Source organism: Pseudomonas sp. NMS19W, from assembly GCF_051554255.1.
GTDB classification, from domain to species: Bacteria; Pseudomonadota; Gammaproteobacteria; order Pseudomonadales; family Pseudomonadaceae; genus Aquipseudomonas; species Aquipseudomonas kribbensis.
Genome location: NZ_CP136718.1, coordinates 4,329,771 through 4,356,217 on the forward strand (window position 1 = coordinate 4,329,771; position 26,447 = coordinate 4,356,217).

The 26,447-nt window shown below is 55.6% G+C and carries 20 protein-coding genes and 3 pseudogenes; 10 read left to right on the forward strand and 13 right to left on the reverse strand.

All coding sequences use genetic code 11. From position 1 onward, the window contains the following. The first annotated feature begins 191 nt into the window (after positions 1 to 191). Both eat and R1A29_RS19735 read left to right on the forward strand, forming a co-directional pair. The gene (gene eat / locus R1A29_RS19730) at positions 192 to 1,556 is read left to right on the forward strand and encodes an ethanolamine permease (RefSeq protein WP_085710789.1); all 1,365 of its coding nucleotides are present in this window, start codon (positions 192 to 194) and stop codon (positions 1,554 to 1,556) included. Positions 1,557 to 1,674: 118 nt separating this feature from the next. Further along, a complete protein-coding gene (locus tag R1A29_RS19735; RefSeq protein ID WP_065257130.1) occupies positions 1,675 to 1,842 on the forward strand; it encodes a DUF2897 family protein in 168 nt (55 codons plus the stop codon). 45 nt (positions 1,843 to 1,887) lie between these two features. Here the strand turns inward: R1A29_RS19735 and R1A29_RS19740 are convergent, their stop codons facing one another. After that, the gene (locus R1A29_RS19740) at positions 1,888 to 2,739 is read right to left on the reverse strand and encodes an urea carboxylase-associated family protein (protein ID WP_438299320.1); all 852 of its coding nucleotides are present in this window, start codon (positions 2,737 to 2,739) and stop codon (positions 1,888 to 1,890) included. 175 nt (positions 2,740 to 2,914) lie between these two features. Between R1A29_RS19740 and R1A29_RS19745 the strand changes: the two genes are divergently transcribed. After that, on the forward strand, positions 2,915 to 3,466 hold the full coding sequence (locus R1A29_RS19745; protein WP_438299321.1) for a TetR/AcrR family transcriptional regulator: 552 nt from the start codon (positions 2,915 to 2,917) through the stop codon (positions 3,464 to 3,466). 3 nt (positions 3,467 to 3,469) lie between these two features. Here the strand turns inward: R1A29_RS19745 and fabF are convergent, their stop codons facing one another. The 6 genes and pseudogenes from fabF to R1A29_RS19775 form a co-directional block, all read right to left on the reverse strand. Continuing rightward, positions 3,470 to 4,744 carry a beta-ketoacyl-ACP synthase II gene (gene fabF / locus R1A29_RS19750; protein ID WP_438299322.1) on the reverse strand — a complete coding sequence of 425 codons (1,275 nt, stop codon included), beginning with the start codon at positions 4,742 to 4,744 and terminating at the stop codon, positions 3,470 to 3,472. A gap of 32 nt (positions 4,745 to 4,776) precedes the next feature. Continuing rightward, a complete protein-coding gene (locus tag R1A29_RS19755; RefSeq protein ID WP_438299323.1) occupies positions 4,777 to 5,571 on the reverse strand; it encodes an SDR family NAD(P)-dependent oxidoreductase in 795 nt (264 codons plus the stop codon). Positions 5,572 to 5,790: 219 nt separating this feature from the next. Then, positions 5,791 to 6,126, reverse strand: a complete 336-nt coding sequence (locus tag R1A29_RS19760; RefSeq protein ID WP_438299324.1) for a ComEA family DNA-binding protein — start codon at positions 6,124 to 6,126, stop codon at positions 5,791 to 5,793. A gap of 110 nt (positions 6,127 to 6,236) precedes the next feature. Continuing rightward, a complete protein-coding gene (locus R1A29_RS19765) occupies positions 6,237 to 8,099 on the reverse strand; it encodes a polysaccharide biosynthesis protein (RefSeq protein WP_438302069.1) in 1,863 nt (620 codons plus the stop codon). A 260-nt stretch (positions 8,100 to 8,359) separates the two neighbouring features. Next, positions 8,360 to 9,369 (reverse strand): annotated as a pseudogene (locus R1A29_RS19770) (MraY family glycosyltransferase). Further along, positions 9,366 to 10,337, reverse strand: coding sequence for a UDP-glucose 4-epimerase family protein (locus R1A29_RS19775; RefSeq protein ID WP_438302070.1), 972 nt, complete (start codon positions 10,335 to 10,337; stop codon positions 9,366 to 9,368). Before R1A29_RS19775 ends, R1A29_RS19770 begins: the two are co-directional and overlap by 4 nt. 533 nt (positions 10,338 to 10,870) lie before the next feature. Between R1A29_RS19775 and R1A29_RS19780 the strand changes: the two genes are divergently transcribed. The 6 genes and pseudogenes from R1A29_RS19780 to R1A29_RS19805 all read left to right on the forward strand — a co-directional run bounded on the left by R1A29_RS19780 (position 10,871) and on the right by R1A29_RS19805 (position 18,795). Beyond that, complete coding sequence (locus R1A29_RS19780; protein WP_438299325.1) at positions 10,871 to 11,968, forward strand: DegT/DnrJ/EryC1/StrS family aminotransferase; 1,098 nt, start codon at positions 10,871 to 10,873, stop codon at positions 11,966 to 11,968. After that, positions 11,965 to 12,911, forward strand: a pseudogene (locus tag R1A29_RS19785) (glycosyltransferase family 2 protein). The gene R1A29_RS19780 and the pseudogene R1A29_RS19785 overlap by 4 nt, the downstream one beginning before the upstream one ends. Beyond that, positions 12,904 to 13,860, forward strand: coding sequence for a WxcM-like domain-containing protein (locus tag R1A29_RS19790; RefSeq protein ID WP_438299326.1), 957 nt, complete (start codon positions 12,904 to 12,906; stop codon positions 13,858 to 13,860). The pseudogene R1A29_RS19785 and the gene R1A29_RS19790 overlap by 8 nt, the downstream one beginning before the upstream one ends. After that, positions 13,857 to 14,258: a GtrA family protein gene (locus tag R1A29_RS19795; RefSeq protein ID WP_438299327.1), complete on the forward strand. Its 402-nt coding sequence runs from the start codon at positions 13,857 to 13,859 to the stop codon at positions 14,256 to 14,258. Before R1A29_RS19790 ends, R1A29_RS19795 begins: the two co-directional genes overlap by 4 nt. Before the next feature lie 19 nt (positions 14,259 to 14,277). Next, a complete protein-coding gene (locus tag R1A29_RS19800) occupies positions 14,278 to 16,458 on the forward strand; it encodes a hypothetical protein (RefSeq protein ID WP_438299328.1) in 2,181 nt (726 codons plus the stop codon). 132 nt (positions 16,459 to 16,590) lie between these two features. Further along, the gene (locus tag R1A29_RS19805) at positions 16,591 to 18,795 is read left to right on the forward strand and encodes a hypothetical protein (RefSeq protein WP_438299329.1); all 2,205 of its coding nucleotides are present in this window, start codon (positions 16,591 to 16,593) and stop codon (positions 18,793 to 18,795) included. 98 nt (positions 18,796 to 18,893) lie between these two features. Here the strand turns inward: R1A29_RS19805 and R1A29_RS19810 are convergent, their stop codons facing one another. The 6 genes and pseudogenes from R1A29_RS19810 to gmd form a co-directional block, all read right to left on the reverse strand. Then, the gene (locus tag R1A29_RS19810; protein ID WP_438299330.1) at positions 18,894 to 20,519 is read right to left on the reverse strand and encodes an acyltransferase family protein; all 1,626 of its coding nucleotides are present in this window, start codon (positions 20,517 to 20,519) and stop codon (positions 18,894 to 18,896) included. Beyond that, complete coding sequence (locus R1A29_RS19815; protein WP_438299331.1) at positions 20,480 to 20,923, reverse strand: acyltransferase family protein; 444 nt, start codon at positions 20,921 to 20,923, stop codon at positions 20,480 to 20,482. The genes R1A29_RS19810 and R1A29_RS19815 overlap by 40 nt, the downstream gene beginning before the upstream one ends. A 138-nt stretch (positions 20,924 to 21,061) precedes the next feature. After that, the gene (locus R1A29_RS19820; protein ID WP_438299332.1) at positions 21,062 to 22,180 is read right to left on the reverse strand and encodes a glycosyltransferase family 4 protein; all 1,119 of its coding nucleotides are present in this window, start codon (positions 22,178 to 22,180) and stop codon (positions 21,062 to 21,064) included. After that, positions 22,177 to 23,321 (reverse strand): annotated as a pseudogene (locus tag R1A29_RS19825) (glycosyltransferase family 4 protein). Before R1A29_RS19825 ends, R1A29_RS19820 begins: the two are co-directional and overlap by 4 nt. Further along, complete coding sequence (locus R1A29_RS19830) at positions 23,322 to 24,218, reverse strand: GDP-mannose 4,6-dehydratase (protein ID WP_438299333.1); 897 nt, start codon at positions 24,216 to 24,218, stop codon at positions 23,322 to 23,324. Next, complete coding sequence (gene gmd, locus R1A29_RS19835; RefSeq protein WP_085730539.1) at positions 24,218 to 25,249, reverse strand: GDP-mannose 4,6-dehydratase; 1,032 nt, start codon at positions 25,247 to 25,249, stop codon at positions 24,218 to 24,220. Before gmd ends, R1A29_RS19830 begins: the two co-directional genes overlap by 1 nt. 365 nt (positions 25,250 to 25,614) lie before the next feature. Between gmd and R1A29_RS19840 the strand changes: the two genes are divergently transcribed. Further along, positions 25,615 to 26,439, forward strand: a complete 825-nt coding sequence (locus tag R1A29_RS19840) for an ABC transporter permease (protein WP_438299334.1) — start codon at positions 25,615 to 25,617, stop codon at positions 26,437 to 26,439. Positions 26,440 to 26,447 lie beyond the last annotated feature (8 nt).

A 26,447-nucleotide genomic window follows, 5' to 3' on the forward strand; every position in this document is an offset into this window, starting at 1 on the left:
TGGGTTTATGCCTTCTTTACGACTGCTCCCGATGGCCGACGCACCTGACTGGCGCACAGAAATGTGGCTATCGAGTCGCGAACATCCCCGATACGACAGCTTTCAGCCCATTGCGACCCGCCAATACAAAATGGCACGCCCACTGCACACGCCCTCCCCCGAGCTTTCCAAACCGTTCAGGGAGCAAACGCATGAACACACAACTCAAACCCACGCTGGGCACGCTGCACCTGTGGGGCATCGCGGTGGGGCTGGTGATTTCCGGGGAGTATTTCGGCTGGAGCTATGGCTGGGGCGTCGCCGGAACACTGGGCTTTCTGGTGACGTCATTCATGGTCGCGACCATGTACACCTGCTTCATTTTCAGCTTCACCGAACTGACCACGGCGATCCCGCATGCGGGCGGGCCGTTCGCCTACAGTCGCCGGGCGTTCGGTGAAAAAGGCGGATTGATCGCAGGCCTGGCGACGCTGATCGAATTTGTCTTCGCCCCTCCGGCGATTGCGCTGGCGATTGGCGCCTATCTGAATGTGCAGTTTCCGGCCCTCGATCCGAAACACGCGGCGGTCGGCGCGTACATCGTCTTCATGGGCCTGAACATTCTTGGTGTGAAACTGGCCGCGACCTTCGAGCTGATCGTCTGCGTGCTGGCCGTCGCCGAGTTGCTGGTGTTCATGGGCGTGGTCGCACCGGCCTTCAGCTTCAGCAACTTCGCCCTCAATGGCTGGGCCGGTGCAGACGTGTTCGGCGCACCGGCGATCGCCGGAATGTTCGCGGCGATCCCGTTTGCGATCTGGTTCTTCCTCGCGATCGAAGGCGCGGCCATGGCAGCCGAAGAAGCCAAGGACCCGAAACGCACGATTCCCAAGGCCTATATCAGCGGCATCCTGACATTGGTGCTGCTGGCGATGGGCGTGATGTTCTTTGCCGGCGGAGTCGGCGACTGGCGCACCCTGTCGAACATCAACGACCCGCTGCCGCAAGCGATGAAAGCGGTGGTCGGCGACAATTCCGGCTGGCTGCACATGCTGGTGTGGATCGGTCTGTTCGGGCTGGTGGCGAGTTTCCACGGGATCATTCTCGGCTACTCGCGGCAGTTCTTCGCCCTCGCCCGCGCGGGTTATCTGCCCGCCTCGCTGGCGAAACTGTCGCGCTTCCAGACCCCGCACCGGGCGATCATCGCCGGTGGAATCATCGGCATTGCCGCCATTTACAGCGACGGCCTGATCAATCTCGGCGGTATGACCCTGACCGCTGCGATGATCACCATGGCCGTGTTCGGCGCCATCGTGATGTACATCATGAGCATGCTCAGTCTGTTCAAGCTGCGCAAAAGCGAACCAAATCTGGAGCGGACTTTCCGCGCGCCGTGCTACCCGTTGATCCCGTTCATTGCGCTGGTGCTGGCGATCGTGTGCCTGGTGGCGATGGCCTGGTTCAACGCGCTGATTGGCCTGATTTTCCTGGGCTTCATGGCGGTCGGCTTCGGCTACTTTTTGCTCACCGGGCAATTGCGCGCTAATGCTCCGGCGGACGCCATGCTGACCGGGCTTTAACCGCATCAGGCATAACCGGCCTAGAATGGAACCACTGCGATTTCCCATCGCTCAAACGTGGTAAGCAGCATCGCCGGCGAAATCCTCGCCCGGCGACCTGCCATTAAGGAGAGCCGCTATGCCCTGGTATGCCTGGTTGATTCTGGTCGTTGCAATCGGCTCGATCGTGGGGGGTCTGATGATGCTGCGCGACACCGCCAACAAGGTCGAACTGACCGAAGAACAACGTCAACGCGTTGCCGAGCGCAATGCCGAAGCGGACATCAAGGACGCGCAGGACCGCTGAACGAAAAACCCCGCCTGAATCGGCGGGGTTTGTTTTTTGTCGCGGTCACTTTTCCCATTCGGCCCTGGCAATGTGCAAGCCGTGCAGGCCTTTGTACGCCGCACGCTCCGGTGAACTCCAGCCTTCCAGCAGCGACTCGTCCAGCCGATAGATTTCCACACCCAGCGGACGGCACACGCTCAACGGATCCTGCGCGTCCGGCCCCCACATCGCCAGCGACAGATCGCCGCCGGGACACGTCGACAATGCACACAGCAAGTCGATTTCCGCGAAGAATTCCAGATAATCGCCCTTCTGCGCGGGGCAGGCTTTCATGAAGTACAAGTCATCGTGATTCAGGCCCGTGCACTGAAAGATGTTCAACACGTCATGCACATCGAACTCGGTCAGACCGTGGGGTAACACGGCGCGGGTCAGGTTTGAATGGCAGTGATGATGGAAGTCTTCGCCGGTGAGCATCTTGTTCACGTAGGGATCACAGCGCGTACCGAGCAAATCGTGCAGGCGCCCGCCGTGTTCATCGATGCCGTAACCGGCCAGGCTGTCATCGGTGATGGTCACCAGAGGCCGTAGAAAAGGCAGGTTCGACCAGAGACGATCATGGGTGCTGACATGGGCGCCCTGCAGTTGTCGAGTGCGCGCCGCCCACATCCGTTCACGCGGATCGTGGGCATTCCACACATTGAAGTCGCCCACCTGCGGCCCCACCGGTGTGGTGACACGAAACACATGGCCCGCCGGAACATGCCAGGCGCGGCCGGTGCGGATCGGCACTTCGAATTGCTCGATCAGGGTCCGCGCATCCTTGCGGTCGCGAATCCGCTCGTAGAACGGTGCATTGACCTGCAAGGCCGAGCCCTTACTGACTTGATAGGCGGCCGGATAGTCTTTGTACATGGTTCTCCTGCTCCTTCGGTGATGACAACTTTGTGAGCTGCAACCACTATCCGTGCCAACCGTTGATGGCTGTTACGAACTTGTTGGATTCACCAGCACGTTTTTTAGAAGTAGAAGTACAGTCACCATTCAATTTGCATTGGTTAAGATGGCGGTCTTGTTGCGGAGAGTTTAAATGCGTTACTCGCAAGATCATAAAGCCCAGACCCATCAGCGCATCATCAAGGAAGCATCCGAGCGCTTTCGCAAGGACGGCATCGGTGCGACCGGTCTGCAACCATTGATGAAGGCGCTGGGCCTGACCCACGGCGGCTTTTATTCGCATTTCAAATCCAAGGACGATCTGGTCGAAAAAGCCCTGCAAGCCGCCGGCGATCAGGTCGCAGGTTTGTGCGAAGAGCTGTTCGCCCAGGAAAAACCGCTGGAAGCCTTTATCGATACGTATCTCTCCGAGTGGCACCAGACCTCTCCGCATGAAGGCTGCCCGCTGCTGACCATTTCTTCGGAACTGGGATTGCGCGGACAACCGAGCCCGACCAGCGATCTCGTGCTCAAGGCGCGTCTGGATCAGATCCAGAACACCCTCGAAGGCGAGAACGCGGCCGAACGCAGCATCGTCATCATGGCAACACTGGCGGGCGCGCTCCTGCTCTCACGCAGCGTCGCGGATGCCGGATTTGCCCAACAGATCCTCGACGTCACCCGCGAACACCTCAAGCGCTCCTGAAGACTAAGCCTGCCAGCGCTTGAACAGCACGCTGGCATTGACCCCACCGAAACCGAAACCGTTGGACAGCGCGTATTCGATCGGCATTGTCCGCGCCTGACCGTGGACGATGTCCACGCCTTTGCTGGCCGGATCGGGATTTTCCAGATTGAGGGTTGGCGGAACGACCTGATCGCGGATCGCCAACAGCGTGAAGATCGCTTCCAGACCGCCGGCAGCGCCCAGCAAATGGCCGGTGGAGGATTTGGTCGAAGTCACGGCGATTTTGTTCTGCGCTCCAAACACCGACTTGATGGCCGCCAGCTCGCCGAGATCGCCAACCGGCGTCGAGGTCGCATGTGCATTCAGATGCTGCACCTGATCCGGCGCGATACCGGCCTGAGCCAGCGCCAGCGCCATGGCTCGTCGAGCTCCGCTGCCGTCCTCCGGCCCGGCAGTCAGGTGATAGGCATCGGCGCTGGTGCCGTAGCCGACCAGTTCGGCCAGTGGTTTGGCACCACGGGCCAATGCGTGATCCAGCGATTCGATCACCAGCAACCCGGCGCCCTCGCCCATCACAAAACCGTCACGCCCGCTGTCGAACGGGCGCGAAGCACGCTCGGGCGTGTCGTTGTAGCCACTGGAGAGCGCCCGCGCCGCTGCAAATCCGGCAAGACTCACGCGGTCGATGCATGCTTCCGCACCGCCGCACACGGCAATGTCGGCCTCACCGGCACGAATCATCCGAGCGGCGTCACCGATCGCCTGCACGCCAGCGGCACACGCGGTGACCGGCGCACCTAGCGGGCCCCTCAGACCGTGCTGGATCGAGACATGGCCCGCCGCGAGGTTGACCAGAAACGAAGGGATGGTGAACGGCGACAAACGCCGTGGACCACGGCTGTCGGTAGTGCGCACAGCATCGGCAATTGCACCGAAGCCACCGACACCGGAACCGATGATGGTGGCAGTACGCTCCTGCGCACGGGGTTCAGTCGGATGCCAGCCTGCCTGGTCCAGCGCCTGACGTGCAGCCTCCATCGCGAACAGAATGAAGCGATCCATTTTCTTCTGTTCTTTGGGTGGCGTCGCCCGATCCGGATCGAAACCGGCTTCGGCGTCCTCTTCCAACGTCGGCACTACACCACCGACCCGCGTCGGCAGATCCGCAATGACCGCCTCCGGCAGGTTGCGCAATCCCGAGCGCCCGGCCAGCAGACGCTGCCAAACGACTTCAATATCACTGCCCAAGGGCGATACCAGGCCCATCCCCGTGACAACTACTCGACGCTGATCCATATCGGGTTGACCTCTCACGACTCAAAAGTCATTTACTTGTATCGGCTGGCCGCCGAGCTATGGGACAGATTGGGTGCCATCACATGACGTGCAGCAACGAAGGCTTGCCATTCACCGGCATCGGGCAGCGAAGGAATCGTCACGAGTTCGCCCTGGTCCAGACCGGATAACGCGGCATCAACCATTTCGCCCACCTCCATCACCATCTCTGCCGGAATACCACTGGCATCAAAACCGGAGCGCTCCCAGATTTCGGTGCGGGTCACACCGGGCAATACCGCCTGTACCTTGACCCCGGTGCCCTCGAGTTCGGTGTTCAACGACTGAGTAAGACTCAGCACATAGGCTTTGCTTGCACTGTAGGTCGCATTGAAGCGCTCGGGGAACAATGCGACCACCGACGCGATATTGATGATCGTGCCGCGGCCGGCTCGGGTGAACGCGGCAGCGGCTGCGGCAGCGAGTCGAGTCAGCGTTGTGACATTCAGCTGAATCAGCTTCTCCAGCGCGTCAGGGTCAGCATTGGCCAGCAAACCATTGACTGCCACACCCGCATTGTTGACCAGCAGGCTGATGCTGGAATCGCTGCGCAAACGTTGCTCCAGCTTGAGAACCTCTTCCTTTTGCGTCAGATCGGCCTTCAACACTGCCACCTGAACGCCGTGAGCATCCCGCAGCTTGTGGGCGGCAGACTCCAGGCGCTCCTGATCACGGGCCACCAGCAGCAGATCAAAACCACGTGCCGCCAACCGCTCTGCATACACCGCACCGATGCCGGAAGACGCGCCAGTGACCAGCGCCGTACCTTGGGATTTCTGGGAATTCATGACGGAGACTCCTGGAATGCGTGAGTAATGAGTAACCGCTGAAAAGCTGGGACGCTTCAGAGGCGACTGAAATTATTATAGGCATAATCTCAGAGCAATATGATAGTCATAATCTTAACTCGTCCGACGAAAAAGGCAATCGCCACCCTGTGACGTTCTCGGGAAACCAAATGCAAAAGGGCCGGTCAATGACCGGCCCCTTGGCGTTGAACCACTCGCTTAGTTGACGTCCAGCTTGTCGCGATTGCGATCCAGGATCGCTTTACCGATGCCCTTAACTTCCAGTAACTCATCCACGGATGTAAACGGCCCGTTTGTTTCACGATAAGCAACAATGGCTTTCGCCTTCGCCTCCCCCACTCCTGCCAGCTCCTTTTGCAGAGTGGCTGCGTCGGCGCCGTTCAGATCGACTTTTGGACTTTCAGAAGTGACTGACGAACTCATCACCACAGGTGCCTTGTTCGGCTCGGAAGGCACCGAAGGTGCCGCGATTGCGGCAATCGAGGCGCTGGTCAAGAGGGCGAAAATCAGGGAGTAGAAATAGCCGGTACGCATAAGTGACGCTCCATCATCAATTGAGAAAGCAGCTTTTCCGAAGCCGCTCTCCAAACTTAGGCGATGATGGGAGCCTGTCAAAAACGCGTCCGTTACAGGATGTGAAACAATCAGGGCTCGAGACGGCGTTGCTGATGAATCCAGTCGACAATCTCACCGTCGGGGGTATAACCGCTAACGGTTTCACGCAGAAGCTGGCGGACGCGAGAATAATCATCCGCATCGACTGCAGCGAGCAATTCACCCAACCGGGATTTGAGAACATCCCATGGCAAGTGGTCCTCACTGGCCGTCATGATCATCGGATGAGGCGTCGCGGCGACGTTGTCGCCGATCAGCAGTTCTTCATAGAGCTTCTCACCGGGACGCAACCCCGTGAACTCGATGGAAATATCGCCTTGAGGATTGCGCTCGGAACGAATGCTCAAACCGGACAGATGAATCATTTTCTCGGCCAGCTCCACGATTCTCACCGGCTCGCCCATATCCAGCACGAACACATCCCCGCCCTGCCCCATGGAGCCCGCCTGAATGACCAGTTGGGCGGCTTCCGGGATTGTCATGAAGTAGCGGGTGATTTTCGGATGTGTGACCGTCAGCGGGCCACCCGACTTTATCTGACTGTGAAACAGTGGAATGACCGAACCGGAAGACCCCAGCACATTGCCGAAACGGACCATGGTGAAGCGGGTCTTGTTGACCCGGGACACGTTCGACTTGTCACCGAACAATACCGGAGCTATCTCGCGGCTCAACGCCTGAAGCGTCAACTCGGCAAGGCGCTTGGTGCTCCCCATGATATTGGTTGGGCGCACAGCCTTGTCAGTCGAAATCAGCACAAAGTCGGACACCCCGGACTGCAACGCTGCCTGGGCCGTATTGAGCGTGCCGATCACGTTGTTCAGCACACCTTCGGCGATGTTGTGCTCCACCATCGGCACATGTTTGTAGGCGGCGGCATGATAGACAGTGTCGACCCGCCAGGTCTTCATGACATCGAGCAATTTGTGTGGGTGGCGGATAGAACCGAGAATCGGCAGCAAGTGCACGGATACGGACTCCCGGCAGCCGCGTCGCTCCAGCTCGGTGAGAATGCTGTAGAGATTGAACTCACTGTGGTCGAACAGCAGTAGCGTGGTCGGCCCCAATGCGAAGATCTGACGGCACAACTCCGAGCCGATCGAACCGCCAGCCCCCGTCACCATCACGGTTTTGCCTTTGATACAGCGTTCGAGCAGATCCGGCTGCGCAGGCACCGAATCACGCCCAAGCAGGTCGGCAATATCAACCTCCTGGATATCCTCGACCTTGACCCGGCCGCTCGCCAGATCGGTGAAGTTCGGCACGCTTCTCACGTGAAGCGGAAAACCCTCCAGCAGGTTGAGGATCTCTCGACGGCGCGCGCGGGTGGATGACGGAAGCGCGAGGAGGATTTCCTGAGCTCCGGTGACATCGATCATCTCCTGAATGTGCTTGGGCTTGTAGACATGCAGGCCGGAAATCGAACGGTCGGCGATGCTCGGATCATCGTCGACGAACGCCACGGGGCGCATGACCTTGCCCATGCGAAGTGCCGCCACCAATTGATTGCCGGCAACACCGGCGCCGTAGATGGCGACTTTGGTCAAGCCGTTGTCACGGCTCGTAAAAGGTACGTGCAAAGACGCCGTAAACCAGTCGCCCATGAAGTACTGACGCATGCACAGGCGCAATCCGCCGATAATGACCAGACTCAGCCACCAGTAGTTGAAAATGATCGAACGTGGAACAACGGCCTCGTGATTGCTGTACCAGTAAACGACAACAGCCAGAATCAACGAGGAAAGACTGACAGCCTTGATGATCGCGATCAAAGCGTCATTACCGAAGTAGCGCATGACCGCCCGGTACATGCCGAAACGGATAAACAGAGGAATAGCAACAATCGGAGCGCAGGCAAACAACCAGAGATGCACTTTGAAGGGATTGTACATGTCGTCTATCCCCAGCCGGACAATGAATGCCAGCCAGAGCGCGGCCCAGACCAGAACAATGTCTGTTGCCACTTGTATCAGACGCTTGCGCCGCCGGGGCAATCCCAGCAACCGCTCTCTGACTTTATTCAATGACTCTTCAAACACCTCAGCCCCCTCCTTTCAACTGACGCATCGCCCAGGCAGGCCAGTAGCACATCTCGTCTACTTTAAACCCAAATGACAATGTCAAAGCCGTTACCGGGATTTTCACCAACCCTCTATTCGAGCTTACCGGCTCCAAACCTGATTGCCAGCAACAGCAGTGGAGCATAGGCCACAATCAGACCCAGGCAGCCGTCCAGTCCAAAACGCGTCACCGCCACGGCAATCGGCAGCAGCCAGAACATATTGATCGCCGCAACGGCAATAGTTACCGGCAGATGACGACCGAACCGACGAGAGGCGAACTGATAGGCATGACTGCGATGGGCTTCATACACTTTGTCTCCACGCAGCAGCCGGCGAAGCAAGGTGTAAGTCGCATCGACAATGAATACACCTAACAGAATCAGCCACCCCCACAAAAATCGGCCGATGCAGCTGCGGCCTGCAGCGAAAGACCTCCCAGAACAATGCCGAGGAATCCGCTGCCGGCATCGCCCATGAAAATTTTCGCTGGCGGGAAGTTCCAGAACAGAAAGCCGGCGACGCATACGGCCAACAGCAGCGGTGCCCAGATCAACTGCAACGAACCTGCGAGCCAGGCGAGCAGACATACACCGAGACAGACACTGATGGCTTCGACACTGGCGATACCGTCGATGCCGTCCATGAAGTTGTAGAGGTTCAACAGCCACACCAGATAAAGCACGGCAAGCAGATGCCCCGGGACACCGAGATCGGCCTGCCATCCGAAAATCGTGATCGATGGCAAGCCTCCCATCCAGTAAAGCAACCAGGTGGCAGCCGCAAAATGCCCCAGCAGACGCCAGCGAGCAGCGATGTGCCCATGGTCGTCCATGAAACCGATAACAGCGACCAGGCCGCCCGCCACGCCAATCGCGCAGAACTGGGCCGGAGCAATGAGGTCCCGCCATAGCAGGAAAACCAGCGCCAGCATGAAGGTCAGAACAATCGCTACTCCTCCTCCGCGCGGGGTCGGGATCGAGTGTGAGCTGCGGGCGTTGGGAATATCCATCAGGCTGCGCGACAACGCGTAATGTCGCAAAAGCCACGTGAAGCCAAAGGACAGTAGCGCAATGACCGGTATGAACCATCCGTAATTCATGATTGACGAGTATCCAGAAAGTGCTGCGCCGTCAGACTGAGGGCGCGGTCAAAGGCAACCGGTGGAGTCCAGTTCAACAGCTGCCGGTTTTTGCTGATATCAACCTGCAGGGAAGCAAAAATCCTCTGCGACAGTGCCCGACGCCCCATCAACGTGGCCACGCCATCCATCAAGCCAACCGGTACCGGCAGCAGACGCGCCGGACGCCCCATGGCAGCGGCCAGCTTTTGCAACAGTTGAGTCGTCGACAGATCCTCACCATCACTGGCCAGAAAAACCTGGTTGGCCGCACCAGGGTGCTCGGTGCAGGTCACGATCAGGTCGACCAGATTGTCAATCGCGACCAGGCTACGCCGATTATCCAGGGCACCGAACGGTAATGGCACGCCGCGATACAACCAGCGCATCATGCTGAGAAAATTGGCTTTCACTCCGGGGCCGTACACCAGCACCGGCCGGATGATTACCAGTTCCATGCCTGTGGCTGCAGCCAATGCCCGCAAGGCCTGTTCGGCTTCAAACTTGGAGACGCCATAGGGATCGAGCGGTGCAGGCTTATCGTCTGCCGTGAACGGATACCCCGGCGCCGTGACCTCACCATTGACCTTGATCGAGCTGATGAAAATGAACCGCTTGACGCCGGCAGCAGCAGCCTGACGCGCCAGATTCAAGGTGCCATCAACGTTGACCAGGCGAAATACAGCCAGCGGATCGGCTGCAGACTCGTTCATGACATGAACGCGTGCTGCCGCGTGAATGACACAATCGACATCCTTCAGCGCCGCACTCCAGTCCTGCGGCGGTTCAAGCCCCGTGCACGGAATCGAGCACACTCCGGGTGGAAACGACATCACAGCGCCCCGCACCGGAGCAATGACCGCGCACTCTGGCATTTTCGACAAACGCTCGATCAATGCTCGCCCCACAAAACCGCTGCCTCCGGTTACCAGGAATGTCTTGGAGCTCATGGGCGACCCTTGAGGAAACATGAATGACGCGCGCGCAATCATCGTGAAATGGCAATCAACCATCCCCTCGATGAAGAGACAGAGAGCATCTGGGGAACTGCTTTGGGCGGCAGTTTATTGAATCGGAGAACGGTTGACCACTTTCGCGAAGATGCCCACTTTCGGATCTTGTTCAAAACCGCCTGAACTAACGCTGAACAAAGACTTGAAGCACACGACCTCGAGTTATTTGAAGTTGAAACGTCCATTCATTTCGGGGTTTTGCAGCCCACTACCAAATACAGCTTGCCAGCTGAAAATCATTGAACCTTCACTTCCCGCCTCAAAAGAGCTTCCACGTCCTCTAGACAAACAAATCGTCTAAATGCGCTTCGCAGGTTGGAGCGGGCTCAGGGTACGGATAGAATCCGTCCGGAAAGTGGTACGAGCGTATGTCATCACTGATTAACTGCGAGCTCGGCCTATAAATTTTTAGGCGAACCCCGCCAAAAAAACAGATATCACACGTCTTTTGCTTCGAAATGGAGAGCCCCATGCAGCAGATCAACAACCTTGCAGCGAAGATAGAAAAATTTCAATCGCAAATCAGTTCTTCGGTGCAACGCGTGATTGCCAGCGGCTGGGTTATTTTGGGGCCGGAAGTCAAACGCTTTGAAACAGGCTTTGCGCAATATTTGAATGCCGGTCATTGCATCACGGTTGCCAACGGCACCGATGCCATCGAGCTGGCCCTCAAGGCGCTGGGCGTCGGAAAAGGCGATCAGGTGGCCACTGTGGCCAATGCCGGGATGTACACCACCACTTCGGTGCTGGCCATCGGCGCTACACCTATTTTCATGGACGTTGATCTGCAGACTCACGTGGTAACCCTCGAAGGGGTCAAGCAGGCGATTGAATCCGGCGCCAAAGCAGTAGTCGTCACTCACCTGTATGGTCTGGCAGCCCCACAAATCAAGGCTATCGCCGAATACTGCAGTGCTCGCCAGATCCCATTGCTCGAGGATTGCGCCCAGGCCCATGGCGCCGAGCGTGATGGACAGCGCGTCGGCACTTTCGGTGACGCTGCGAGCTTCAGTTTCTACCCGACCAAAAACCTTGGTGCGCTGGGTGACGGCGGTGCCGTTGTAACCAACTCCGATGCCATTGCCCGGCGCGTAGCGCAACTGCGCCAATATGGCTGGTCCTCGAAATACTGCGTCGAGCTGGACGGCGCCCGCAACAGTCGCCTGGATGAAATGCAGGCAGCGATCCTGTCCGAGTTTCTACCGCACCTCGACGCGAGCAACGCACGCCGTCGCGAAATCGCCGCGCGCTACAGAAACGAAATTCGCCACGAGGATGTGAATCACGCTGAAGACCAAGGCACCGCCTCGGTCGCCCACCTTTACGTGATCAAGTCGGCGAAACGCGATGCGCTGCAAGTGCACTTGCGCGAAGCACAGATTGCGTCCGATGTTCACTACCCGATCCCGGACTACAAGCAACCTGTTTTTGGCAATCAGTTCGCCGACTACAGCCTGGCCAACACCGAAAAACTGGCCTCGCTGATCCTGACCCTGCCTTGCTACCCGGAAATGACCGATGAAGAAGTCAGCACTGTGATCACCGCCGTCAACGGATGGGTGGCATGAGATATTCCGTTATCGTCCCGGTCTACAAGAACGCTGACTCGATACCCCGGTTGATCCAGGCCCTGACAGACATGAACGACACCCTCGAGAATCAGCTCGAGGTGGTTTTTTTGTGGTGGACGGCAGTCCCGACGATTCGTTTGCCTTGCTCAAGAATGCACTGGGCACCATGGGTTTTTCCGCGCAATTGCTGGCGCATTCGCGCAATTTCGGCTCGTTTCCGGCCATTCGCACTGGCCTGATGGCTGCCAGGGGCGACTATTTCGGCGTCATGGCAGCAGACCTTCAAGAGCCGCCAGAACTTTTGATCAGCTTCTTCAAATCGCTTTCCAATGACGAATGCGACGTTGCCATCGGCACCCGCAACGCCCGCCAGGATCCGCTTTCCAGCCGCATGGCCTCCTCGATCTTCTGGGGCCTGTATCGCCGACTGGTCGTGCATGACATGCCCAAGGGCGGCGTAGATATTTTCGGTTGCAACAAGGCGTTCCGTGAACAGCTGTTACAGCTGAACGAGTCCCGCTCGTCGCTCATCGCACTGATCTTCTGGCTGGGCTTCCGTCGCAAGTTCATCGAGTACGAGCGCCAGACCCGCCTCGAAGGCAAATCGGCATGGACCTTCAAGAAAAAGCTCGAATACATGATGGACAGTGTGTTCGCCTTCACCGACTACCCGATCAGACTGCTGACCCGAATGGGCGCGATGGGCTCGCTCATCTCTCTGTTCATTGGCGTAATGGTCATCATCGCGCGACTGTCGGGAGCCATTGAGGTACCGGGTTACGCCGCAACCATGCTGGTGGTGCTGCTGCTGGGCACATTGAATCTGCTCGGGGTCGGCCTCGTGGGCACTTATGCCTGGCGGGCCTACGAAAACAGCAAGCAGAGACCGCTGGCCATTGTCTGCATGAAACTCGACAACAAGGAAATTCCAAATGAGTGAGCCGTTTATCCACGCCAGCGCCGATGTCAAAAGCAAGAACATCGGCAAGAACACGCGCATCTGGCAGTACGTGGTGGTCTTCCAGGATGCGGTGATTGGTGAAGACGTCAACGTCTGCTCGCACTCACTGATCGAAAACGACGTAGTGATCGGCGATCGTACGACCATCAAGTCCGGGGTTTATGTCTGGGACGGCCTGCGGATCGGCTCCGATGTGTTCATCGGCCCGAACGCCACGTTCACCAACGACAAGTTCCCACGCTCGAAAGTCTATCCGGAGTCGTTTTCGCAGACGGTGATCCAGGATGGCGCCTCCATCGGCGGCGGCGCAGTCATCCTGCCAGGCATCACCATCGGCACGGGTGCGATGGTCGGCGCCGGCGCAGTGGTCACCAAATCTGTACCACCCTATGCAATCGTCACAGGCTCCCCAGCCCGAATCACCGGCTACGTCGAGAACTCCGCCTTCAGTGATGCCGCCAAAAGCCCCGCGGCGAAGCCCGACGAGCAGTCGGAAGCCGTGGTTCGAATCGGAGTGGGCGATGTCACCACCCACCGTTTCAAATACATCGCCGACATGCGTGGCGACTTGTCGGTCGGCGAGTTCCACAAGGAAATCCCCTTCACGCCAAAACGCTACTTTCTGGTATTCAACGTTCCGAGTCAGAAAACTCGTGGTGAGCATGCCCATCACAAATGCCACCAGTTCCTGATTTGTGTGAAAGGTAGCTGTGCGGTGGTGGTCGATGATGGTACCAATCGGGCAGAAGTTCTGCTGGATGCACCAAACAAAGGGATTTACCTGCCACCACTGACGTGGGGCATTCAGTACAAATACTCTGAAGACGCAGTGCTGCTGGTATTCACTTCCGACTATTACGAAGCTGAAGACTACATCCGAGACTATTCGGAGTTCGTCAAACTCACCTCGAAAAAATCACCATTGTGATAGCACTTAAAGACAATACCCAAGTTCGCCGCTGGATTCAGTTTCTGATCGGCGGCGGACTCAATACCGGCCTGACCTACTGCCTCTACTTGATGTTGAGTTACTGGATCGATTATCAGGTAGCCTATGCAATCGCCTATGCGACTGGGATTGTTTTTGCCTACGTCTTCAACTCAAAAGTTGTCTTCAAGGTTCAACAGTCATGGATTGGCATGGCGATCTATCCGAGCATCTACCTGGTACAGTATCTGCTCGGCGCATTAATACTCAACCTCTTGGTCGAGCACCTGCATTTACACAAAGTGATCGCTCCGATTCTGGTGATTTTGCTTCTGCTGCCATGCAGCTATCTATTGAATAAATTTGTCCTGAAAGTCACACATAAAACAAAACCATAACAGGGCCAACGGACACCACATGACTGCAACTTTCAATCAGGCGCTAACTTTGGCGCCAGCAACACTTCATGAAAAAAAACTGATCTGGCTCGCCCATCTGGGCCCAGCGCTGCTTACCGTATTTTTTATCTGGCTTCCGTTTGGCTTCGCCCTGACCGGATTGCTCGAAGAATGGGGGGTTGTTGGGTTATTCAGCAGAGTCGGTGTGTTCTTTCTGACCGATGCTGCCAGTGCAATGCCGGCGCACGCCCTTCGACCGCTCACTATTCTTCCTCATGCAATTGCATACAGCCTCGACCCTAACTCGTTCAACTATTGGCATGTCTTACTGATCATTGCCCTGGTGATCAAGGGATGGGCTGCCAGTGTCATCACCACCCGCCTAACAGGCGCAATCAAATGGGGAATGCTGGCGAGCGTACTGGTCATCGTTTTCCCCGCTGACACCATGCAACTGTCGTTCAGATCCATCCACATCAACTGGGCCCTCGGGCTTGTCTTGTTGGCCAGCGTCCTGCTGATACGAGCACTTGACGAAAGAAACAGAGTCAGGTCCTTAATACTCAGCGCCCTTGCAAGCCTGATACTCGCTGCCAGCTGTGCGATGTACGAAGTAGCGCTTCTGCTGGCGGCCATTCCAGCATTCGTGATCTTCATACAAGTCGGCATTCAAGGCATCGTTGCGCATATCAAGCGATTCTACTGTCAACATCTGATCTGGGCGATCGGCCCGGCCGCGTATATCGCCTATGTAATACACACTCTGCCGCTGGTACACAGTTATCAAAGCGCAGTGGTGGGTGATAGTGCATTAGCCTCTGTAAAAATGTATTTCCCCAAACTGTTCAGCCTGGGTGTAAAACGAAGCGTTTTCGGCGGCTGGATCGATGCATTCAGAATCACCGGTTCTGAAATCGGCAGTTATTGGTATGTGACCGTCGCTACCGCGCTACTGCTTGCATTGATTGCATTTGTCGCATGGAAATCGAAAGCCCCCTCCCTGGTCGAGACAGGTTCGAACTCACGCTGGACGTTACCTGTGCGCATGATCGCGATCGGACTCGTCCTGATTTGCATGGGCTATCTGCCGTTCATTTTCAATCCTGCGCACATGGCCGTCAGCCAGAGAACTTTTCTATACGCAGCTCCCGGAGCGACGATGATATTCATCGCGCTGCTCTTGTGCATTTACCGATATTCGAAAATAGCCACAGCAGCGCTGTCTGCAATGCTGATTTTCACCGGACTGTCAGCACAGCTGTTTCAGTTCCAGCACTACATTGAAATATCCAAAAGGCAGCAGTCGATCCTCAATGACATCGCCCATAACTTTGATGGAAATGCAGTCGGTAAAACGCTGCTGATCCTTGATTACTCCAACCAACTCAATCATGACTGGATGTTTTTGAACCCAGACCTGAGTGCCATCCTTTTCCATATATACGAAAAGCCAGCAGACATAGTTGAAGTCTGTTACATGCCTAGCCACGAGTGGCAACAGACCGACCCGTTGCAGCGTAAAGGTACATGCGAGAAAACCGAAGAAGGGTGGACACTCAACTATCCCGTCCCGTTCGACACTCCACCACCACCGAGCAAAAAACTTTCCAATGCGGACGTTGTAACTGTCGAAGTTGGAAGGGGCGAAGCACCTGCTGCCAATGCCGAGCTGAATGCATGGCGCAAGGAACTGGAGTCCGAGTCATCTCCGGCAGGTGCCCGGCTGCGAGGCATCACTGAATCGCACCCTTGGTTTCAATTCTTCCATTTCCGCCAACCATCCCCTGATGAGTACTACTGGGACTTTGGCAGGTGGTGGAGCATGACTCCGCCAATCGCCGGGTCTGGCTGGAGGAACACGCAATGGGAAACACGACGCTTTGTTCATACAGCTTCGGCGTGGAAAAACGCACCGCAGTCATCTCTCGTTTTCGATTTGATACCTGCATCTGCCCCTTATGAGATCAATGGTTTTTTCAAAAGCTTCGCCAATAAACAGTTTCGCGACAAGATGCAGGTAGAAGTCAACGGAATCCATATTCCGCTGCAGTGGATCCAGGAAGGCAGATTCAGTGGAAGCGTGCCGGCCGACACACTCAAGTCAGGTCGAAACTCCATCGAATTCATTTCAGATGTGGACGCCGGAAATGGCGGCGTTTCCGCCGAACTGGACTGGATAAACGTTACTAGGCAAAGATGAAAGCGCGATAAGTAACGTAGTACAGACGTCATGCTGCGACTGATCCAGCCTGCAAAATGACAAATATCGGACGCCGCCTGTCAGGCCAGAACCCGATCAGGCAGCAGAATTTATAAAGCCATGGAAAGATAAATGAGCATCAGGTCATCCACAGCCCCATCCAGTACTCACCCGGACGAAAACTTAGAGCCTGATGCCACTCCTGTGGCGGTAAAGCGCTGGCTCGCACATATTATTCCCGCAGCCGTTATCATCTTGATACTTTGGCTGCCGTTCGGTTTCGCCATGACCGGGCTGATCGAGGAGTGGGGGATTTTAGGACTCTTCGTCAAACACGGGATATTCTTCATCTCCGATACCTCCAGCCCGCTGCCGTTACACGCACTGAGACCACTGACGATCCTTCCTCAGGCCGTTGCTTTCTGGCTTGACAACAACTCGTTCTTTTTTTGGCATGTTCTGTTAATTCTTTCACTGCTGATAAAAGGCTCTTCCGTTAGCTACATCATCGAGAAACTGACGAGCAGTTCAAAACTCGGAATCATTGCATGTGCACTGGTCATCATTTATCCAGCAGACACCATGCAACTTTCCTTCAGAAGCCTGCACATCAACTGGGCACTTAGCCTCACGCTATTGGGCAGTGCTGTTTTCCTGCACGCACTGTCACTTAACCGAAAGTCCCATGCCCTAATGCTAAGCATAGTGGCGAGCGCCCTGCTCTCCTCTGCCTGTTTCATGTATGAGGCTTCACTGCTGCTCGCCTGCATTCCAGCTTTGCTCTTGTTTATCCGTAACGGTATGCTATCGGCACTGATTCAAATCAAACAGAAACTGCTGGAGCACGCGATCTGGGTCGCCGGAGCCGTTGTTTACGTTGCATACGCCTTCCACACCGCACCACTTGTAAACAGCTATCAAACAAGTGTTGTCGGGCCCAATCTGCTGACAACTCTGAAAGTCACCTACCCAAAACTCTTCAGCATCGGGCTACTGCGCAGCACCCTTGGCGGCTGGTTTGATGCCATACGGATTACCAAACATGAATTTTCCAGCTACGGATATGTAATCGCCGCGAGCGTTTTTTTCTTTTTGATTATCGCGGCGATACTTATATTTAATAGCAAGCACAACAAAGCCGCCCCTAAACAAAGCCTTTCCTTTAATGGCAGACTCGCAATTGCAGGCGTGACACTCATTCTCCTTGGCTACTTTCCATTTCTGATTTCCCCTAACCATCTCTTGGTTAGTCAAAGAACATTTTTATTTGCAACACCTGGCGCAGCACTTCTGCTGTTGGCAATCATCAGCACCGGATACCGCCTCTCCAAATCGATAACCAATATAGTTTTTGGTTTCTTTTTCATTATCGGAGTGTCATTCCAGCTTTACCAATTCCACCACTACATAGAAATCTCCCGCAAGCAGGCGACGGTACTCAATGAGATCACGGAAAAATTTGATGGCAACATCGAGAACAAGACCCTTCTGATTCTCGACCATGGGAATCAGCTGAACTACATATGGATGTTCATCAACGAGAGCCTGACCGGTTCTTTGTCATTCTTGTATAACAAACCGATATCAGACATCCAGGTTTGCCATATGCCCAGCAAGCACTGGCAGCACTCGGATTCGCTGGGGCGTAAAGGTCGGTGCGTAGAGAACGCTCAGAACTGGACATTCGAATACCCGACCCCGGTCAGCGGGCCGGGCTTTCCAGCCTCGGAGCAACCCGCAAGCCTGGTAATCCCCAAGACCTCAATCGTCACAGTGGAGATTGGCAACGAGAGCGAAGAAAGTCAGAGCGGTCGTACAACTCCAGAGAGTCGAGGTGTTGTAACGGAACGTCGGGATGCCATTGAAAGTGCACGCAACGCACAGACACGCTTCGTTCGCTTTGAAGACGCTGTTGTGAGCGACGAATACGACTGGACGTTTGGCAAATGGTGGAGCATGGAACTGCCTACTCACGGTACTGGCTGGCGAGAAGCCGAGTGGGATATAGGCAGTTTTTATCACCATCCATCGGCCTGGAAAATTGATAAGCACGCCAACCTTGCTTTCGAATTCAAACCTGGAAGCGACATAGCTTATGAACTCAAAGGCCGGTTTACTCTATTCGCGGAACCAGACGCTCAAAGCAATATGGTCATCAAACTCAACGGCAAGACCTTACCTGTCCAATGGAGTGAAAACGGAGAGTTCGAGGCAAAAATCGACAACGGCGTACTAAAAAACGGCTCCAACAACCTTGAGTTAGACTCGCCGACCAACGATACCTACTATGGACTGTCCGCCCGACTGGAAGGCATCCACATAAAAAGGCAGCAGTAAGCCCCGCGAGACACCGGCTCACCGGGCACGGAAACATGCCCGGTGAGCCGGTGAAAAAAGATTGAAGCCCTTGGCGGGCTTCAACAATGCATCATGGGTCAGTGATCTGTGACACCCAACTCCCGAGCGATCGCTCGCGCGACGAAATCCGAGCCGTGGCGGGTCAAGTGAACGATGTCGAGATAAAACGCATCACCACTCGATGCCGTCTCTCTCATGAGACAACCCTCCTCGTTACACATTTTCTGAGCCACTGAAATGTAAAGGGCGCCTGACTCCTGCGCCAGAATTCTCAAATCCCTTTCCGCAGCGTCGGTTCCAGTGTCCAGCTCACCATTCACCTCCTGCTCCTGACCCATTCCATACTTCTCGTAGTCCAACCGCTCTGACGGAATACGATGGAATGGGTCATGACTCCACAAGTTGAAGGCAATACGAGAAGGCGTGTCTTTCCAGGCTGGCGTAGGCCCCAGGAGAATCACTCTGCGACTACCGGCATCCTGAATTTGTTTGACGGTCGCTGACAAAAGCGTCTTGTCATATCGTGGCCACATGCCAGCAAGAATTACAGTATCAGGCACCAACTCGCGAACCTTATCGATGGTCCACTGATTGTTTGATTTGCACGCCGGATTCTTTCCCTGAAATCCGACTATCGGCGGGCATGACGAAGAAGTGAATTGTGCCAGCCGGAATTGTCCAGAGCGATCCGCAAGCCCACGCAGTCCCGAATATATGGCGGCGGCATCGGAATCTCCCCACAACACCCACAAAGGCTTGTCACCCTTGTCTACGCACTCAGGAGCGTACTGGGTCGCTTCTTGCCCGACGTCCATGAAACAGACGAGGTTACGAAGGCCTGCGCGGTAGCCGTCGAGATCATATTCGGTCGCACGCTGGATAATTTGTGGATACCGGGAAGGAAAGCCGCCAGATTTGAAAACGATGCCTGCCAACACACCCGCCACGCACATCAACGCACAAAGAGCGAAGAGACTGAACCGCTTCCTGGAGCCAGAACGAAATGGACGCTCGATATAAACGTATGTAAGAGTCGCGAGAAAAGCACTGCCCACCAGAAGACCTAAACGCACCAGCCAAGGCACACCTTCCGGATAGGCACTCCTGGCAAACGTCAGCAAGGGCCAATGCCATAGATAAAGCGGGAAGCTGATCAGCCCGACAAACGTCATCACACGGTTGCTCAGCAGGACTCGATTCATCCAGGCGCCAGGGCCAGCCACAATAATGAGTGCGGCACCAATAACCGGAAAAAGTGCCCACTTGCCGGGAAAAGGTAATGTGCTATTGATGCGGAAAACTGCATACACAATGAACAGCATTCCGATAACTGAAATTACAGTTCGCGTCTGCTGCCGATCAAATACCTGTGCAATCTTTTTCATCGATCGGCCGTACCTGTCAGCTCTCAAACCGGAGCCCGACCCGAAACACGCCAACATCGCACCAACCACAAGCTCCCACCCTCGAGAAAGCGGCGAATAGAACGTTGCGGTTGCGTGCTCATGCACTCCGATGATGTTCAGTACAAAGGATAAGACTCCAACAATGACAACAATTGGCAACAGCGGAATTCGCATTCGCCAGACAGCCCAAAACAAGAGCGGCCATATGACATAGAACTGCTCTTCTATTCCCAGTGACCACAGATGAAGCAGAGGCTTCAGCTCTGATGCCTTGTCAAAATAATCGGCCTCCCCCACAAAATGAAGTTTGAGACAAAAGTGGCACCACCAAGAACATGCTTTGCCAGCAGCGCCAGATCATCGGCAAGCATCGTGCTCCAGCCGAAAGCCAAACATACGGCCAATACGGTAAATAGCGCGGGAAAAATGCGTCTGATGCGACGGGAATAAAAGTCAGCAACGCTGAACGTCCCCTGCTCCAGCGTCGTGATGATGACACTGGATATCAGGTAACCGGAGATGACAAAAAATATGTCCACCCCTACAAAACCACCCCGCAACAGCGCAGGGAAGGCGTGAAAAAACAATACAGACAAAACAGCGATAGCTCGAAGCCCATCGATATCGGGCCGGTATCCAATATGACTGATTTGATTACGCGAAACGGGAGAGACTACGGATTGGTTTTGAGTTGCGCTCATAGTCATCGGTATCTACCAAAACAGAGTTACTACCAAAGGGCGGACCTGAAGCCGTCCAAAAGTGCAGAAAGATGTACCGGCGATTACTTGACCCGCAGAAGCGAGTTGCGCCGCAAGCCCGGGATGGCCCAGCAGTTATCAGACTGCCTTGCAAACCTTCCGGTACAAGCCGGCATAGGCCTTGGCCATCTCATCGGCTGAAAACACATCCCTGTAACGACACAGAGCACGTTGCCCCATCTCGCGAGCCAACTCATCGTTGTTCCAGAGTGTATTCATTGCCCCGGCCAGCGCCATGGAGTCGCGCGGCGGGACTACGAGGCCGGTTTCATTCGCAAGATTGATAAACGTGGTACCGGAACCGATTTCACAGGAAATAAGCGGTTTTCCGTACATCGCCGCCTCGAGCAACGAAATACCGAACGACTCCGAGCGAAGATGCGACGGGAATACAAATCCGTGGCATAACGTCAGCAACGCGGCCTTGTCGTCATCACCCAATCCGCCCAGAAAGTGCACATTGGTCAGGCCGAGGCGTGAAGCTTGCTCCTTCAGCTCGATCTCCTGGTGCCCTCCTCCCAGAAGAACGACCGGCAACCCGGTAATCCGCGCCGCCTCAAGCAGATAGTCGAGGCCCTTGTAATAACGCAGGGCACCGACAAACAAAAAGAATTTCTCGCCAACCCTGGCTCGCCAATCCGCGAGCTTTTGCGGCGTTGCGACTGGATAGGTAGTCGCGTCCAACCCGTACGGGATGATTTCGACTTTATCGCGGAACCGGGTCAGCACCGGGCTGCTTTGCGCATAGTTCGGTGAAGAGGCAACGATGCAATCCACGCTGGACAGAAACCGGCTCCTCAACGGCTCATATAGTTTGAGCAGGGTCTTTTGCTTGACGATATCCGAGTGATAGCTGACCACCGAAGGCTTGCCATGCCGACTGGCAAAATGAAGCAGATCCATATAGGGCCAAGGAAAGTGGTAGTGCACCACATCCGCTTCTTTGGCCAGTTCGGAAAAATCCTTGAATGCCGACAACGAAAAGCCAGTCGAAGCCACATGTAGATCAAGTTTCGAGCGGTGAGTCAGGTGATTGCCTACCGTTTCGTTTCGCGCCGAGCCTCGCTCGCTGAGATAAAGAACCTGCGAAGAAAAACCATGGCTGGCACCACCTTGGGCAATCTGAAAAATAACCTGTTCGATACCACCCATGGTTTCCGGGTAATAGGTTTTGAAAAAGTGCAGGACCTTGATCATGTTCCTTTGATTACCCTCTGGTAGACCTGCATGGTTTCAACGGCACAGCGCTCCCACGAGAAGCCCTGCGCATGCTGCTGCCCCTTGATGACCGCAGTCTCGCGCCAGGCATCATCGGTCAGCCCTCGCTCGAGCAGACGGGTCAGTTCGTCGACATCCATCGGCGCGCACATCAACGCCGCCTCACCCGCGACTTCCGGAAGCGAAGAACTATTGGAACACACCACCGGCACCCCCGAACTCATTGCCTCAAGCACCGGCAAACCAAACCCCTCGTAAAGAGAAGGAAAGGCAAACAGACGGGCACCGGCAAAAAGCAGCGGCAGATCTGCGCTCGGCACAAACCCGAGATAATGCGCCCAGCCTTCACGTCGCGCGCTCTCGAGCTTTCGATGAATCATATCGCTGCGCCATCCCTGGTAGCCGGTGAGAATCAGCGGCCAGCGCGTTCGCAAGGCCAGCGGCAGTCGCTCATAGGCATCCAGGAGCGTCTCGATGTTCTTGCGCGGCTCGATCGTACCGACAAACAGCGTATAACCACCCTGCTCCAGCCCATGCCGATCAAGCGTAGCTCTGAGCTCGTCATGCGACCGGGGGTAAAATTCAGGGAGCTTGCCAGCGGCACGGTATGTATCCGCTCAATTGGCCATGAAAAATAGCTGGCCAACTCCTGGCGGGTAAACTCCGAATCGGTGATCAGCGCATCGGCTCTCACCAGTGTTGTCTTGAGCTCTTTCTGCAGATAGCGGACCAGTTGTGGCGCATGACAGTGGGCCCAGGTAAAGGGCGAAAGATCATGAAACGTGGCGACACTGCGCCCGGCAAAGGGAGGGAGATAATAATTGGGACTGTGATACAGAAAGTCGCCGTGCCCCTTGAGGGCAGCCTTTCGCAGCATCGGCATCAACAATCGATAGGCTTCTACAGCTAAAAAATTTTTCTGTACCGCACGCTTCAAACCATAGCCACTACCGGATTCATTCGCAGCAGTGGGCAACTCGGGCAAGAAACGTCGACCAGCAAAAAACTGCAGGTCTGTAATTTCGGGACTTTGCTGAAGCCTCAGCGCAAGTTCGTAGGTATAGCGACCAATACCGGTCAGCGGAAAGCGGATCGGCTCAACAGAGAGAACTAGCTTCATTTATTCCGCCGAAAGCATCCAACTCAGTGTTTTATCCAATCCCGGGGTATCCCAGCCTGCCACCAACTGGCAGAGACGAGTGTTATCACCACAGAGGATCTTCACTTCATTGGCTCGGACAAATGCCGGATTCACCTCGACCTCCAACTGGTGGCCGGTGTATGCGGAACACATGTCGATCACTTCACGAAGGGTATGACTCTTTCCGGAACTGACGTTGACGGTTTGCCCCAATGGTCTGGCCTCGATCAAGCCACGATACGCCTTGACCACTGCCCGTACATCACTGAAATCACGGGAAACATCCAGATTGCCCAGTTCGATCTTGTCGGCACGCCGACGAAAGTGCGTCACGATCTTGGGCAACAGGAAACTGTCGGCCTGACCCACGCCGGTATAGTTGAACGGACGCGTAATCACGATCGGTAACCGGTTGAACCAAAGACTGGCCATGTACTCCATGGCGAGCTTGCTGACCGCATAATCGTTGGCAGGTGCTGGTGAAGTGGTTTCACTCAACAACCCCGCCGACGCATTGCCATAGACATTGGCGCTGCTCGCAAGCAGCACGCAATCCGGCACCTTGCCGCAGGCTTCAACAGCCTCCAGCAAATGGCGGGTGCCGATGAGATTTACGCGGTAGAACGCATCTGCGGCACCGTGCCCGACAAAGGCCAGCGCCGCAAGATGCACTACTACATCAGGTTGAATACTTGCCAGCAACTCGCGCAGAGCAGGACCATCGGCCAGATCCACCTGAAAATAACCAGGTTCGTCCGAGGGTTGCGTCCCCATTCCTATCACTTCATAGCCACCGGCCTTAAGCTCGGCAGCCATGTATCGACCAGTGAAACCTTGAACCCCTGTAATCAGCGCGCGTTTACCGGCAGTACTCATCAGAACGAAAATCCTTTTTCATTTCGGCGCAGGTCAGCCTCGACCATCATGCGGCACAGCTCTTCCAGCGTGGTTTTCGGCTCCCAACCCAGTGCTGCCTTGGCCTTGGCCGGGTTACCAATCAACAGTTCAACTTCCGTCGGGCGGTAGAACTTCGGATTGATGGTGACCAACACCTTGCCGGTTGCCTTGTCGGTACCCTGCTCGTCTTCCGCAGCGCCGCTCCAGGAAAGATCGATCCCGGCAGCCTTGAACGCCATGGTGACGAAGTCACGCACGGTTTCAGTGCGGTTGGTCGCCAGTACGAAAGTGTCCGGCTCATCGGCCTGCAGCATGCGCCACATGCCCTCGACGTATTCCTTGGCGAAACCCCAGTCGCGCTTGGCGTCCAGGTTGCCGAGTTCCATCTTGTCGAGCAGGCCCAGTTTGATCTTGGCCACGGAGTCGGTGATCTTGCGGGTCACGAACTCACGGCCGCGCAATGGCGATTCGTGGTTGAACAGGATACCGCTGGTGGCGAAGATGCCGTAGGACTCGCGGTAGTTGATGGTCATCCAGTGCGCATACAGCTTGGCAACACCATAAGGGCTGCGTGGGTAGAACGGCGTGCTCTCGACCTGAGGAATCGCCTGGACCTTGCCGAACATCTCGGAAGTCGAAGCCTGGTAGAAACGTACCTTCGGGTTGACGATACGGATTGCTTCCAGAAGATTCACACAACCCATGCCGGTGATGTCGCCGGTCGTCAGAGGCTGATCGAAAGATACGCCTACGAAGCTCTGGGCCGCGAGGTTGTAGACCTCGGTGGCTTCGGTGGTCTGGAGCAGACGAATGCTGGCCGACAGGTCGGTCAGGTCATACTCGACCAGGTGCAGATTGGGATTGTTGTGGATCCCGAGTTCTTCGATACGCCAGAAATTGACAGAACTGGTCCGACGGTAGGTGCCATAAACCGTATAGCCCTTTTCCAGCAGCAGTTCCGCCAGGTAGGCGCCGTCTTGCCCAGTAATGCCAGTAACGATAGCTTTCATGCGAATCCTCTAAACTCCATTTGAGCGCCTTTAGCAGGCTCTGTTGTGTCAAACGCGCCATTGGGCTCCACTGGAGAGCCGCAAATTCTTGCAGATCATACAGAATGCGGCCCTGAACGACGATACCCAACCTGCGTTCAAGACGTAACCGTATACATAGTGCCGGCATTGACTGGCTGCAATTTCTGCTAGTCGCACTTCAAACAGAGCAACCGCAACACAGTGCTCCTTGAAAAGCTGCCCTTTTGAAATTCAGGGACTTGAACAGCCCACAACGATTCCCACCCCAGTACTCTACGAACCCTAAAGAAATAATGCAGAAAGAGTGACACTCCTCTGCCCCCGGCCTAAAATGGCGTGTTTTTTTGATCACTAATCTGGTGCTATTAATGCGCAATGGTTCTGTAAGTATCGCGCTGTCGGATATCGTCGCTGCGACAAAACGATACGCTCTGGTAGGGATGCTAGGCTGGCAAGACGTCCGGCAGCGCTATAGAAGGTCGGCACTGGGCCCATTCTGGCTGACGATCAGCATGGGCGTGATGATCGGGACCATCGGGCTAGTGTTCGGCCAGATCTTCAACTCCCCCATGCACGAGTTCCTTCCGTTTCTCGCCATCGGCATGATTCTCTGGAGCTTCATGTCCTCGGTCATCACCGAGGGTTGTACCGGCTTCATCGCTGCCGAAGGCATCATCAAGCAATTGCCGATCCCTTTGTTCACCCACATTCTTCGCATGATCTGGCGAAACATCCTGATCCTGGGCCACAACATCGTGATCTTCCCACTGGTACTGCTTGCCGTCAGCAAGCCTCTTACCTGGCTGGCGTTCATCAGTATTCCCGGCCTTTTGTTGGCGCTGCTGAACCTGACGTGGATCGCCTTGCTGCTGGGCATCCTTTGCGCCCGCTATCGTGACCTGCCTCAGATTGTCGGAAGCTTGTTGCAAGTAGTGTTCTACCTAACACCGATCATGTGGATGCCGAGCTTGCTGCCTCAAAGGGCCGGGCTTTACCTGCTTGACCTGAATCCGGTCTACCACATCATGTCGATCGTCCGCTCCCCACTGATCGGGCAGTTGCCAACCGCCACCAACTGGTGGGTTTCCCTGGGCATGGCCGCTGTCGGCTGGGTCGTTGCGCTCGTGGTCTACGGTCGTTACAAGCGCCGCATCGCTTACTGGCTCTAAGAAGAACT

Excerpts from the sequence above, each read along its gene's own strand:
- fabF (WP_438299322.1), bottom strand. The coding sequence starts at position 4,744 with ATGGATCAGCGTCGAGTAGTTGTCACGGGGATGGGCCTGGTATCGCCC.
- R1A29_RS19805 (WP_438299329.1), top strand. The coding sequence starts at position 16,591 with ATGAGCATCAGGTCATCCACAGCCCCATCCAGTACTCACCCGGACGAA.
- R1A29_RS19760 (WP_438299324.1), bottom strand. The coding sequence starts at position 6,126 with ATGCGTACCGGCTATTTCTACTCCCTGATTTTCGCCCTCTTGACCAGC.
- R1A29_RS19830 (WP_438299333.1), bottom strand. The coding sequence starts at position 24,218 with ATGAGTACTGCCGGTAAACGCGCGCTGATTACAGGGGTTCAAGGTTTC.
- R1A29_RS19755 (WP_438299323.1), bottom strand. The coding sequence starts at position 5,571 with ATGAATTCCCAGAAATCCCAAGGTACGGCGCTGGTCACTGGCGCGTCT.
- R1A29_RS19735 (WP_065257130.1), top strand. The coding sequence starts at position 1,675 with ATGCCCTGGTATGCCTGGTTGATTCTGGTCGTTGCAATCGGCTCGATC.
- R1A29_RS19780 (WP_438299325.1), top strand. The coding sequence starts at position 10,871 with ATGCAGCAGATCAACAACCTTGCAGCGAAGATAGAAAAATTTCAATCG.
- R1A29_RS19745 (WP_438299321.1), top strand. The coding sequence starts at position 2,915 with ATGCGTTACTCGCAAGATCATAAAGCCCAGACCCATCAGCGCATCATC.
- R1A29_RS19820 (WP_438299332.1), bottom strand. The coding sequence starts at position 22,180 with ATGATCAAGGTCCTGCACTTTTTCAAAACCTATTACCCGGAAACCATG.
- R1A29_RS19815 (WP_438299331.1), bottom strand. The coding sequence starts at position 20,923 with ATGAGCGCAACTCAAAACCAATCCGTAGTCTCTCCCGTTTCGCGTAAT.
- gmd (WP_085730539.1), bottom strand. The coding sequence starts at position 25,249 with ATGAAAGCTATCGTTACTGGCATTACTGGGCAAGACGGCGCCTACCTG.
- R1A29_RS19765 (WP_438302069.1), bottom strand. The coding sequence starts at position 8,099 with ATGTACAATCCCTTCAAAGTGCATCTCTGGTTGTTTGCCTGCGCTCCG.
- R1A29_RS19800 (WP_438299328.1), top strand. The coding sequence starts at position 14,278 with ATGACTGCAACTTTCAATCAGGCGCTAACTTTGGCGCCAGCAACACTT.
- R1A29_RS19740 (WP_438299320.1), bottom strand. The coding sequence starts at position 2,739 with ATGTACAAAGACTATCCGGCCGCCTATCAAGTCAGTAAGGGCTCGGCC.
- R1A29_RS19790 (WP_438299326.1), top strand. The coding sequence starts at position 12,904 with ATGAGTGAGCCGTTTATCCACGCCAGCGCCGATGTCAAAAGCAAGAAC.
- eat (WP_085710789.1), top strand. The coding sequence starts at position 192 with ATGAACACACAACTCAAACCCACGCTGGGCACGCTGCACCTGTGGGGC.
- R1A29_RS19775 (WP_438302070.1), bottom strand. The coding sequence starts at position 10,337 with ATGAGCTCCAAGACATTCCTGGTAACCGGAGGCAGCGGTTTTGTGGGG.